This window comes from Terriglobia bacterium (genome assembly GCA_020073205.1).
Classification (GTDB): Bacteria; Acidobacteriota; Polarisedimenticolia; order Polarisedimenticolales; family JAIQFR01; genus JAIQFR01.
Genome location: JAIQFR010000126.1, coordinates 1 through 11867 on the forward strand (window position 1 = coordinate 1; position 11867 = coordinate 11867).

10 protein-coding genes are annotated in these 11867 nt (G+C 71.6%); all 10 read left to right on the forward strand.

All coding sequences use genetic code 11. The features are described from left to right. Positions 1-312: 312 nt before the first annotated feature. Positions 313-762 (forward strand): type II secretion system protein GspG, encoded by a 450-nt coding sequence (locus LAO51_18060; GenBank protein MBZ5640646.1) that lies wholly within the window; start codon positions 313-315, stop codon positions 760-762. Positions 763-775: 13 nt separating this feature from the next. Further along, positions 776-2470 carry an O-antigen ligase family protein gene (locus tag LAO51_18065; GenBank protein MBZ5640647.1) on the forward strand — a complete coding sequence of 565 codons (1695 nt, stop codon included), beginning with the start codon at positions 776-778 and terminating at the stop codon, positions 2468-2470. Continuing rightward, positions 2467-4353: an O-antigen ligase family protein gene (locus LAO51_18070; GenBank protein ID MBZ5640648.1), complete on the forward strand. Its 1887-nt coding sequence runs from the start codon at positions 2467-2469 to the stop codon at positions 4351-4353. Before LAO51_18065 ends, LAO51_18070 begins: the two co-directional genes overlap by 4 nt. Before the next feature lie 182 nt (positions 4354-4535). Then, positions 4536-6416, forward strand: a complete 1881-nt coding sequence (gene asnB / locus LAO51_18075) for an asparagine synthase (glutamine-hydrolyzing) (GenBank protein ID MBZ5640649.1) — start codon at positions 4536-4538, stop codon at positions 6414-6416. 63 nt (positions 6417-6479) lie between these two features. After that, positions 6480-7283 carry a class I SAM-dependent methyltransferase gene (locus LAO51_18080; GenBank protein MBZ5640650.1) on the forward strand — a complete coding sequence of 268 codons (804 nt, stop codon included), beginning with the start codon at positions 6480-6482 and terminating at the stop codon, positions 7281-7283. 10 nt (positions 7284-7293) lie between these two features. Further along, on the forward strand, positions 7294-8529 hold the full coding sequence (locus LAO51_18085) for a glycosyltransferase (GenBank protein ID MBZ5640651.1): 1236 nt from the start codon (positions 7294-7296) through the stop codon (positions 8527-8529). Next, the gene (locus tag LAO51_18090) at positions 8526-9383 is read left to right on the forward strand and encodes an ABC transporter permease (protein MBZ5640652.1); all 858 of its coding nucleotides are present in this window, start codon (positions 8526-8528) and stop codon (positions 9381-9383) included. Before LAO51_18085 ends, LAO51_18090 begins: the two co-directional genes overlap by 4 nt. Positions 9384-9389: 6 nt before the next feature. After that, positions 9390-10649, forward strand: a complete 1260-nt coding sequence (locus LAO51_18095; protein MBZ5640653.1) for an ABC transporter ATP-binding protein — start codon at positions 9390-9392, stop codon at positions 10647-10649. Position 10650: 1 nt separating this feature from the next. Then, positions 10651-11469 carry an FkbM family methyltransferase gene (locus LAO51_18100; GenBank protein MBZ5640654.1) on the forward strand — a complete coding sequence of 273 codons (819 nt, stop codon included), beginning with the start codon at positions 10651-10653 and terminating at the stop codon, positions 11467-11469. Positions 11470-11655: 186 nt separating this feature from the next. Next, positions 11656-11867, forward strand: a 212-nt coding sequence (locus LAO51_18105) for a hypothetical protein (protein ID MBZ5640655.1), incomplete at its 3' end; no start/stop codon positions are given.

Genomic DNA, 11867 nt, shown 5'->3' on the forward strand with positions numbered 1-11867 from the left:
ACGGGCTACACGCTCGCGTCCGGCGGCAAGGACGGCGGCGACCTGACCGGCGTCGTGTGGGGTGCCTTCGGCGGCGGCAACGGCGGTGGATTCGACAGCCCGATCATCTTCATGGGCGGCCAGTTCGCGGCCTGGCCCGAGGGCGTCCAGCAGTAACCCGACTTTCCCGGAGCGGCGGGGGCGCGCGTCGTCCCCGCCGTCTCCGCTTCTCGCCGGTCGAGCAGCAAAGGGTTCGAGACCGCCGGAACGCCGAGCGACGCAGGAGACACGGCGGTGGACGGGCTCAGGGAGCGGATCGGCATGAGAGTCTCGATGAGATCTAGAGGCGGGCGACGGCAACGGGGATTCACGCTGATCGAGCTGCTGGTGGTCCTCGTGATCCTGGCCATCGTGGTCAGCATCGGGATCGTGGCTCTCATGAACGCGCTGGACAAGTCGAGGCAAAGGGCTACCATGGCGGACATGCGGACCATCTCGAAGGGGATCGAGATCTACTCCGTCGACCACGGCCACCTGCCGTCGGACGGCGGGGGGATCACGGGCCTCCAGGCGGTCCTGACCCCCTACGAGAGCAGCGTCATTCCGGCGAACGACGCGTGGGGCCACCTCTACAGCTACTCCCGCGACGACCTCGGGAACTACACGCTCGCGTCGTTCGGCAAGGACGGTGTCGCCGGCGCGGCGATCACGGTTGCCACCCGCGACGACTTCGAGCGGGACATCGTCCTCGTGAATGGCCAGTTCGTGGCCGCTCCCCAGTAGCCGCGAACCGGCGATGGCCTCGCCGGGAGCGGTGGTCCGTCCCGCCTGCCTCATTCTCCCCATCCTGGTCGTCCTGCTGCCGCTCCTGCCCCCCGAGACCCGCGGCGAATCGATGGCCGGGACCGCCGCGCTCATCGCCCTTCTCGCGCTCCTGGTCCGCCCCGCCGAGGGCGACGCCCCGCGCGCGCTCCTGCTGGGGCTCGCGCTCTCCGCCGCCAGCGCGACGTTCCTCTATCCGGCCTCGGCCGCCGGGCCGCTGGTCGTGGCGATCCTCGCCGCGGCGGTCGGGATCCACTCCGCAGCCCTCCCGAGCGCGTTCCTTACGGGCCCCGTCGTTCCGGCCGCGCTGGCGGGGGCGGGTGCCTGGGTGTCGCTCCACGCGGTAGTCCAGAAGATCTGGGGGCTCCGAGTTCTCGCCGAGCAGGTCCGGTCGAGCCACGGCGTCCCCGATCGCGACGCGATCCTCTCGCGACTCGCGGAAGGGCGGGCGTTCGCGAACTTCCCGACGCCGGCCGCACTCGGCGGATTCCTGGGCATCGCGCTCCCGGTGACCCTGGGCCTGGCGTTCCGATCGGGCCGCCGTGCAAGAATCTTCGTGCTCGCCGCGGGGGTGCTCGAGGTCGCGGGGATCCTCTGCGCGGCCTCCGCCACCGCGGCGGTCGCGCTCCTCTTTGCGCTGGCGCTCGCGGGGATGTCGAGGAAGGTGTCGCGAGGGCTCCTCGTGGCGGGTGCGGCTGCGCTGGTCGTGGTGGTGGTCTCGATCGCGATGCTCCGCGGCGGAGAGGTGCTCGACCGCGATCACCCCGGGAGCCCGTGGGCTCTTAGAGCCGGGAACTTCCGCGCGGCGTGGGCGATGGCGGTGGACCATCCGTGGACGGGGGTCGGCCCGGGCGGATTCGGCACGGCGCTCCCCCGCTACTTGCGCGAGGGGGACAACGAGACCCGGTACGCTCACGACCTTCCGCTGCAGCTCGCGGCCGAGACAGGGCTACCCGCGGCCGGCGTCCTGTCGATCCTGTTCTTCGCGCTCTTCGTCGGGCCGGTGCTCTCGCGGCGGGGCCCGCCGGGACCGCCGTGGGTGAACGGCGCCCGCGTCGGCCTCGCCGCATTCGCGGTGCAGAATCTCGCGGATTTCACCGCGTTCCTTCCCTCGCTGCTCTGGCTCGCCGCCGCGCTTCGCGGAACGCTGTCGTCGGTCGAGGCTAAAGAGCCGATCCCGACCCCGTCGATCGGCGGGACGATTCGATGGCCGCTCCTCGCGGGGGTCGTGGCGGCGGCGGCCTTGAGCGCTCCCGCCGGCCTCGCCTGGAACGCCCGGGTCGAAGCCCGGGAGGAGCTGGCCTCAGGCGATCTCGCGGCGGCGGTGGGAAGCGCGCGCCGGGCGGCACGGCTCGTCCCCTGGGACGCCGAGGCGCGCGTCGCGCTGGCCGAAGCGTTGCTCGCACGGTCCGCGGCCACCCTCGGTGCGAGGCCGGAACTGAGAGAGGGTCTAAGCGAGGCGGACCGCGCGGTCGCGCTCGATCCGATCCGCCCGGGGGCGAGGGACGTCAGGGCCCGGGTGCGATTCGCGGCCGGTGATCTGGCGGGAGCTTACGCGGATCTCGTGGAAGCCGCCCGCCTGTACCCCCTGCGACGGGAGTATGCGCGCCGCAGGGACCAGGCGGCGACCGCGCTTCGGGTGCGCTCCGCGCCGGAGGCACGGCCGTGAATGCCCTCGCGCTCTCCTCGGGCCTCGCGGCGCTTCTCCTCGCGGCGGTTCTCGGGGAAGGGGGCGCTTCACCGGGCGGCCTGCTTCTGGTTCACGGGGCGGTGGCGCTGCTCGCACTGCTCGCGATCCTCGCGCCCCGATTCGCCGGGGAGCCGAGGCTTCCTGCCGCGGCGTCGGGTTCCGCGCTGGCCCTGTTTTCAGCGCTCGCGCTCGCGGGCGCCTGTCTCGCGCCGTACCGGTTCGCGGCGTTCCTCGTGCTGCAGGAGATCGCCGCGTTCGCCGGGGTCGCGCTTCTCGCCGCTCGATGCGGGCCGCGACTCGTGGTCCGCATCGGCATGCCGTTGCTGGTCGGGGCGGCCCTCGAGGGAACGCTCGCTCTCGTCCAGCGGGCGATGGGAGCGCTTCGCCCGGCCGGAACGTTTCTGAACCCGAACCACCTGGCGACATGGCTCGTGGCGGCACTGCTGATCGGAGCCGGGACCGCCGGCACGGGAGGCCGCCGTGGAGCCTGGGCGCGCGTGGCGCTGGCCGCGCCGGCGGCGCTGGCTCTCGTCCTCGTCGGCTCGCGTGCGGCCCTTCTCGCCCTCGTCGCGGGCGCGGTGGTGCTCCTCCTCTGCCTTTGGCGTAGCGTCGGGGTCCGGACGCGGACCGCGCTCGCCGGGTCCGCGGCTCTGCTCCTGGTGGGCATCGGCATCGGTGTCGCCGTGCGCTTCGCGAGAGGCGACGCGTTTCGGTACCAGCGCTTCAAGATCTACGGGGCGAGCCTCCAGGCGGTCGCGGCCTCTCCTTGGCTCGGCACCGGGCCCGGGCAATTCGCCACCGCGGCGGCCAATCTCAATTTCCCGATATCCGAGGGGCCGCTGCGCTTCGCTCGCTCGTTCGACGCGACCCACTCGGACCTGCTTCGGCTACCCGCGGAGTTCGGCTTGCCCGCGGCCGTCGCGGGGCTCGCCGCCCTGATGCTCGCCGCGCGGGAGATCGTGCGGCGGCGACGATCGGGCGCCCTCCCGACGGGGACCGCGGGTGCGATCGCCGCGCTCGTCGCGCTCGCGGTGCCGGCGGCCGTGGACAACCCGAGCAGGATTCCCGCGTTGCACCTCCTCGCCGCCGCGCTCCTCGGGGGCCTCCTCTCCACCGAAACTCGCGAGCCCGCCCCGCGACCCGGACGCGCGCTGCGCGGGGCGGCCGCGGCGTCGCTCGTGCTGCTCGTGCTGGTCGGCGACGCGGCGCCCTACTTGGCGTGGAAGTCGGTGCGCGGGCTCCCTCGCGGGCGCCTCGACGCGTCGGGGCGGGCACGCCTCCGCGCGGCGCTGGCCTGGAATCCGTTCCATCCCGACCTGTGGACCCGCCGCGCGGAGGACCTGGCGTCGGGGCGGGAGTTCGGCGTGTCGGTCTACGCCGAGGCCCGCGAGGCCGCGGAGACGGCGGTCCGGCTGGAGGCCGCCGACGCCCGCTACCGGATCGCGATCGCGCGCGTCGAAGCGCTGGCGTGTACGCGGCTGTTCCGCGACGAGGCGGCCCGCGCGCGGGCGGCGGCGCGCTACGACGAGGCGGTCGAGCGCTCCTGCCACGACCCGTACCCGCTCCTCGAGAAGGGAGGGTTCCTGCTCGACGCCAGTGATCCCGCCGGCGCGAGACGGGCCGCGGAGCAGGCGCTCCGGATCGAGCCCGAAGCCGTTCCGGCGCGTCTCCTTCTGGCGGAGTCCTTGTTGGCGGAAGGGGGGGCCGGGGCGCGCGAGAGCGCGGCGCGCCTCCTCGCGGAGGCCGAGGCCCGGGCCCGCCGATGGGCCGCCTGGCCCAAGGAGAGCTCGTACGAGCAGAACCTGCTCACGCTCGACCCCGCGCGCGCCCGGGCGATCCGGGAACGCCTCGAGAGGGGATGACGGCATGGCGTCCGCGACTCCCCGGCGTTTCCGGGAGCGCCGGCGAGCGGGCTGGACGAGCCGGGTCCGGAATCGAGTTCCGTCGCGGGCCCCGGGACGCTATCATCGCTCCCCGGCGCGTCGAAGCTCCGCGACGCGGGCCGCGCGGGCCGCTCCCGGGCCGGGTCGATAACGGGGAACTCATGTGCGGGGTCGCGGGGATACTGAGGTGGGGCGACAGCGCGTCCCGCCGCGGCGAGATCGAGCGGATGACCGCGGCGGTCGCGCATCGCGGGCCGGACGGCGAGGGCACCTTCGTTCGTGACGGGCTCGCCCTCGGTCACCGCCGCCTCTCCATCATCGACCTCGAGACCGGGCAGCAGCCCATGGCGAACGAGGACGGCACGGTCTGGGTCACCTACAACGGGGAGATCTACAACTACCGCGAGCTGACCGCCGAGCTTCGCGCTCTGGGCCACGTGTTCCGAACACGGTCGGACACCGAGGTGATCGTTCACGCCTACGAGCAGTGGGGCGCGGATTGCGTGAAGCGTTTCCGCGGGATGTTCGCCTTCGGCCTCGCGGACCTGCGCGGTCGGAGGCTCCTCCTGGCCCGCGACCACCTTGGCATCAAACCCCTCTACTACCGGACCGGCGAGGGGTATCTCGCCTTCGCCTCGGAGCTGGGCGCGCTACGCCAGGTGGACGACCGTCCACCTGAGGGATCCCTGGTCGCGGTGGAGCTGTTCCTGCGTTACCAGTACCTCCCGGCGCCGCACACGATCTACCGGGACGTGGTCAAGCAGCCGCCCGCCAGCTACGTCGTCGTGGGATTCGACGGACGGCTCGAGGGCCCCACGCGTTACTGGGACCTGCGCTTCGACCCCGACCCCGCACCCTCGGACGCGGAGTGGCTGGAGCGGTTCGAGTCCGCCCTCGAGTCGTCGGTCCGCGCCCACACGGTGTCGGACGTCCCTTTCGGCGTCCTGCTCTCCGGGGGGGTCGACTCCACGCTGGTCGCCGTTCGGCTGAGCCGGATCCTCGGGAGCCGACTCAAGGGGTTCTGCATCGACTTCCCGGAGGCGGCGCTTTCGGAGGCGAGGCACGCGGCGCAGGTGGCCCTGAAGTGTGGATTCGAGCTTCACACCGAGACGGTGCGCGACGAGCTGCGGGACCTTCTCCCGGCGCTGGTGAGCCACTACGGCGAGCCGTTCGGGGACACCTCGGCGGTTCCCACCTGGCACGTCGCGCGCCTCGCGAGGAGCCACGTGCCGATGGTGCTCTCGGGCGACGGCGGCGACGAGGGATTCGGCGGGTACGACACCTACCTGAGGTGGATGCGACCGTCGGTGCGCGGGAGCCTCCGGACGTTCTTGCGCCGACCTTCCGCGGACGGCGCGCGATCGGTGGCCTGGGCGACCGCGAGACGCCTGCTCGGGGCTCGGTGGAGCGTCCTGCGGGAATGGCAGCGTCGGATCGAATACGTCGCAGAGGGAGAGCGCCGTGCGCTGTGGCGTCCGGAGTTCGGCGGGCTTCCCGGGGCGCCCTGCCTGTCGTTCGCCGAGGCGGACGCCGCTGCGCCGCGGACCGATGCACTCGCGTACGCCCAGTACCTCGACATCCGAACCTATCTCCCGTGCGACATCCTCACGAAGGTGGACGTCGCCGCCATGTACCACGGACTCGAGGTTCGGACGCCGTTCGCGGACGTGAACGTGATGGAGCTTGCCGCGCGGCTGCCCCTGAGGTTGAGGTATCGGAGAGGCCAGGACGGAAGCCCGGTTCCCAAGCATCTCCCGAAGACGGCCCTTCTCAAGGACTTCCCCGGCGACTTCGTCCACCGCCCCAAGCAGGGATTCGCCCCGCCCCGCGCCGGCTGGTTCCTCCCGGGGCGCTCGGGGCGGGCGATGCTCGAGGACGTGATGAACGGCGCGGGCTCACCCCTCAACGACTGGTTCCGCGTCGGCGAGATCCGGGGCATGATCGAGACTCACGGGCCGGAGAAGGACCGGTCGAACGCGCTGTGGTTGCTCCTGGTGCTCGGTCTCTGGCTGCAGCAGAACCGCGAGATCCGCTTCCGGTGAAACGCGGGAGAGCGGCGTACGAACGGGCCCTTCTCGATGTGGGAACCTGTATCATGTCCGGCCATGAAGTGGACCGACGAGAGCATCGCCGCGTTCTGGGAGCGATGGTCGACGAGCCCCGCCACGGAGGGCGAGTACTTCACGTTGGAGGTCGGCGCCGGGGTCGGCGTCTTCCTCGCTCAGGCCGTCCGGCTGCGGGGAGCGCGCGTGCTCGACTTCGGATGCGGCCCCGGCTTCCTGATCCAGCACTTGCTCCGCGCAGGGGCGAGGGTGGCCGGCGCCGACGCATCGCCGCACTCGGTCCGGCGGGCGGCGGAGCGGTACGGCGGCCTCCCCGGCTGGGAAGGGGCGTTCGAGATTCGCGGCGGGACGGCGCCCGTGGGCGAGCGCTCGTTCGACGGGGTCTGCTGCATCGAGACCGTCGAGCACGTTCCGCCGGAGTCCCTCGCCGGGCTGGTGGCCGAAGTCGCCCGGGTGTTGGCGCCGGGTGGCTGGGCCCTGTTCACCACGCCCAACGAGGAGAACCTGTCGCGGTCCATGGTATTCTGCCCGGCCTGTGGCGAGGAGTTTCACAAGGTCCAGCATCTCACCTCCTGGACCGCCGGCTCTCTCTCGTCCCTCCTGTCCGCTGGTGGGCTCGACGTGCGCTTTTGCCGCGCGATCGACCTGGGCAGGTTCCAGGAGCCGGCCCGCCGGCCCCCGCGCCACTGGAGCGCGGCCTATCTCTTTCGGCGGGCGCAGCGCTCGACGGCCCGCCTCGCCGATCGGCTCTGGCCTCGGCCGTTTCCCGCTGGACGGTTTCTCGCCGTCTGCGGGGCGCCGGGCCCGCATCTCGTGGCCCTCGCCGCCAAGCCGGGGCCGCGCTAGGACGGGGACGATGATCGCCGGAGCCGCCGGAAGCGCCGCGCCGCCGGACCCGCCGTCCCTCGCGTTGCGGGGACGGCGCGTGCTGTTCGTCCTGGGGCACCTGGAGCTCGGCGGCGCGGAGCGGCAGGCGATGCTGCTCGCGTGCCACCTGGCGGGGCCGGTTGCGGCCCGCGTCGAGGTCTGGGGCATGGGGCGTCCGGGACGCGTCGCGGCGATGTGCGAGAACGCGGGAATCCCCTGCAGGGCGATGTCCCTGCCGTATGCCGGCGGCCGCGCGAGGAGGTGGACGGCTCTCGCCGCGTTCGCCCTCAGGCTCCGCCGCGCGAGGTTCGACGCGGTCCTCTCGTACACCATGGCGCCCAACGTCCTCTGCGGCGCGGTGATCCCGTGGACGGGCGTGAAGGCGTTCGTCTGGAACCAGCGCGACGAGGGGCGCGGGCGTCTCGGTCGGCGCCTCGAGCGCCTCGCCCTCCGACACACTCGCGACTTCGTGTCCAACTCGCGGCACGGTGCCCGCTTCCTCTCGGGGACGCTCGGCGTGGATCCCGCGAGGATCCGGGTCGTGCCGAACGGCGTCGAGCTTTCGCGAATCGAGAGAGACCGAAGAGGATGGCGCGAGTCGCTCGGTCTCGACGAGCGGGCGTTCGCCGCGTGCATGGTCTCGAACCTCCACCGCTACAAGGACCACCCCACGCTGCTGAGGGCCTGGAGGCTCGCCCTGGACCGGTGGCCCGCTCCCGGCGGGCCCGGCGTGCTGTTGCTCGCCGGCCGGTTGCACGAGGACTCCCGCGGCCTTCTCGACCTCGCCGAGGAGCTTCGCCTGGGCGGAAGCGTCCGGTTCCTTGGGGAGGTGGACGACATCGCGGGCCTCCTGGGGGCCGTCGACCTCGGTGTCTTCAGCTCCCGGTTCGAGGGGGTGCCGAACGGAATCCTCGAGTGCATGGCCGCCGGGCTCGCCGTCGCCGCCACCGACATTCCCGGCATCAGGGAGGCCGTCGGCACGGACGGCGCGGAGCTCCTCGCACCTGCGGGCGACGTGGACGCGCTCGCGGGCCGGATCCTCGCCGCGGCGGGGGACCCCGGGCTGCGGGCGCGCGTAGGGCAGGCGAACCGCAGGAGGGCGAGCGAGGAATTCAGCGCGAGGGGGATGTGCGAGGCGATGACGCGGGTCCTGGCGGAAGCGCTGGCGTCGCGCGTCGGGAGCCGGGAGAGGGTCGCCGGCGTGACTCCAGGGGGCGCGCTGTGAGCCGCCCCGCGCTCTCCGATCTCGCGGGCGGCGAGATCCCGGTCACGGTGGTCGAGCCGGCGTCCGGCTGGCGGCTCCCCGATTTCCGGGAGCTGTGGCGGTACCGGGACCTCCTGTTCTTCCTCGCGCTCCGCGATCTCAAGGTCCGCTACAAGCAGACGGCGCTCGGCGCGACATGGGCCGTGCTCCAGCCGGTCTTCACCATGCTGGTGTTCAGCGTGTTCTTCGGTGGGCTGGCCAAGGTGCCTTCGGACGGCCTGCCGTATCCCGTCTTCGCCTTCGCGGCCCTGCTGCCGTGGCAGATGTTCAGCTATGCGCTCAACCAGTCGGGAAACAGCCTGGTGGCCAACGAGCGCCTCCTCACGAAGGTCTATTTCCCCCGTCTCCTGATCCCGTTGTCGTCAGTCCTTTCGGGGCTCGTGGATTTCGCCATCGCGTTCGTCGTGCTCCTCGGCCTCGCGTTCTGGTACCGGATCCCCCCGACCGCCGCCCTCCTCGTGCTGCCTCCGCTGGTCCTCTTCGTGGTCATCACCGCGTTCGCGGTGGGGCTGTGGCTCTCCGCTCTGAACGTGCAGTATCGCGACGTTCGGCACACGCTGCCGTTCCTCACCCAGCTCTGGCTGTTCGTGACCCCCGTCGCCTATCCGAGCAGCCTCGTCCCCGCGCGTTACCGGCTGGTCTACGGACTGAACCCGATGGCGGGCGTCGTCGACGGCTTTCGGTGGGCGATCCTCAAGGGCGCGCCGGCTCCCGGTCCGATGCTCCTGGTCTCGGTGGGGACCGTCGTGATCCTGCTGGTCGGCGGCCTGATCTACTTCCGACGGATGGAGCGCAATTTCGCCGACGTGGTGTGAGGGGCCATGGCTGAGCTTAGGGTGAGGGTGGACGGTCTGGGCAAGCGATACCGGCTCGTCCAGCGACCTCCCTACAGGACCCTCCGCGACGCCGTCGCATCCAGGTTCACCCATCCGTTTCGCGGCGCGGATCGCCGAGCCGGCGAGGCGTCCTCCTTCTGGGCCCTCAGGGGCGTCTCGTTCGAGGTGCAAGAGGGCGAGGTCGTGGGGATCGTCGGGCGCAACGGGGCGGGGAAGTCCACGCTCCTCAAGATCCTCTCCCGCATCACCGAGCCCACGGAGGGCCGGGCGGAGATCCGCGGCCGGGTGGGGAGCCTGCTCGAGGTGGGCACGGGATTCCACCCCGAGCTCACGGGCCGGGAGAACGTGTTCTTGAACGGAGCGATCCTCGGCATGCGGAAGATCGAGATCGATCGGTGCTTCGAGGAGATCGTCGCGTTCGCCGAGGTCGAGAGGTTCCTCGATACGCCCGTCAAGCACTATTCCAGCGGCATGTACATGCGTCTCGCGTTCGCGGTGGCGGCGCACCTCGAATCGGAGATCCTCCTCGTGGACGAGGTCCTCGCGGTCGGCGACGCGCAGTTCCAGAGGAAATGCCTGGGCAAGATGACCGAGGTCGCGCACGCGGGGCGAACCGTCCTGTTCGTCAGCCACAGCATGAAGGCGGTGCGCCATCTCTGCGGCCGGGCCCTCTGGATCGCCGGAGGCGGGCTCCGTCGCTCGGGCCCGACGGGGGAGGTCGTCGAGGCGTACCTGCGCGACGCCGAGTCGGTCCCCGGCGCAGCCACCGTGGACGACAGGATCGCCCGGTTGCCGGCCGATCCCGACTTCCGACTCCTCGGCGTCGCCGTCCTCCAGGGCGGCGTCGGGACCACGATCCTGCGGAGCGACCTGCCGGTCAACGTGCGGGTCACCTACGACGTGCTCCATCCGGTCAGGGAGCTCCGCGTGTACTTCGACGTCGTCGACGAGCAGGACGACATCCTGATCCGGTCGTTCCACGACGAGCACGAGGAGTTCGTCCGGGAGATCGCCCCGGGAAGGTACACCTCGACTGCGACGCTCCCCGCGGATCTCCTTGCGAGCCGCACCTACCGGCTCGTCGTGCACGCGGGGATCCACAACCGGCGCTCGTGCACCGGGGCGGGAGTCCCCGTCGATCTCACGGTCCAGGCAGCCGGGGGGATCAACCGTGCCTATCCCGGCGACACCGTGAGAGCCAAGCTGCAGCCGTCGATCGCGTGGCAGACGCGGACCGAGGGGTAAGGTGGGCGATCTGTCGTACCGGGCCATCGGCGGTCGCCTCCTGCGCGCGTGGAGGCGCCTCTCGATGCCCTCCCACGGCTTTAGGACGGCGCGGCGCGGGGGACTCGCGTGGGGCTTGAGGCTCGAGAACTACCTCGACCGGGAGATCTTCCTGCACGGGACCTTCGAGCCGCGGACGACCGATCTCGTGCGGGAGTTCGTGAAGCCCGGGATGCACGTCCTGGACGTGGGTGCGAACATCGGGTATTTCACGGTCATCCTCGCGCGGCTCGTCGGACCCGCGGGCAAGGTGTGGGCGTTCGAGCCGGCGCGGGCCTACCGCGACCGGCTCGTCTGGCACCTCGAGAAGAACGGCATGACGGAGAGGGTGGTCGTCCTGGACTACGGGCTGTCCGACCGGGAGGAAACGCAGGTCATTCACATCGGGGATTCCTCCGCGACCCTCCATCCGGTCGCCGACGAGGCCTCCCTCGGCAGCGAGACGATCCGCTTGCGTTCGCTGGAGCGCGTGGCGGACGAGCTGGCACTTCCAAAGATCGACCTGGTCAAGGTCGACATCGACGGCCACGAGCCGTATTTCCTCACGGGTGCCGAGAAGTTCCTTGCCGCGCACCGGCCCACGATCGTGATGGAGTTCAATCAGAACAACCTGTCGACGTTCGGCGGCGACGTCCTCAAGCTGAAGGATCAGGTCGAGCGGCTGGGCTACGAGACGGTCTCCGAGAAGACGGGCCGACCCTTCGCGACGCGAAACGAGTTCCTCGTCGAGTGCGGCAACTACGCCTTCAGCGCGAACGTCTGGGCGCGGCCGGGGCGGTGACCTCCCGCATGGCGGCCCTTCGTCGAGGAGCGGCGAGGCGATCCGGGACCTCCCGTCCGTGGAGGAGTGGTTCGAGCCTCCCGAGCTCTCCCCGCCGGGACGGACGGTGACCGGAACGACGGGGACATCCGGGAGGACGGGCCACGGCCTGTTCCTCACGCGCGTCGGCGAACCACCGGGCCGGCGATGAGGACCCTGCTCGGTTACAGCTGGTACCCGAGCCCCGTCCCCGTGGACGCCTCGACCGAGCGGTGGCTCGCGCGGCTGCGCGCCCAGGGGATCCCGGTCGACGGGATCCCGCTGACCCTGGACCCGCCCGGACCGCGTCTCGGATGGCCCGAGCTGGACGCGAGGTGGCGACGCGGGGACCGGAGGCTCCTGCGACTCTACGAGGTCCT

Bases quoted from the DNA above. Each gene is read 5' to 3' on its own strand.
- LAO51_18060 (MBZ5640646.1), top strand. From the start codon at position 313: ATGAGATCTAGAGGCGGGCGACGGCAACGGGGATTCACGCTGATCGAG.
- asnB (MBZ5640649.1), top strand. From the start codon at position 4,536: ATGTGCGGGGTCGCGGGGATACTGAGGTGGGGCGACAGCGCGTCCCGC.
- LAO51_18095 (MBZ5640653.1), top strand. From the start codon at position 9,390: ATGGCTGAGCTTAGGGTGAGGGTGGACGGTCTGGGCAAGCGATACCGG.
- LAO51_18065 (MBZ5640647.1), top strand. From the start codon at position 776: ATGGCCTCGCCGGGAGCGGTGGTCCGTCCCGCCTGCCTCATTCTCCCC.
- LAO51_18085 (MBZ5640651.1), top strand. From the start codon at position 7,294: ATGATCGCCGGAGCCGCCGGAAGCGCCGCGCCGCCGGACCCGCCGTCC.
- LAO51_18080 (MBZ5640650.1), top strand. From the start codon at position 6,480: ATGAAGTGGACCGACGAGAGCATCGCCGCGTTCTGGGAGCGATGGTCG.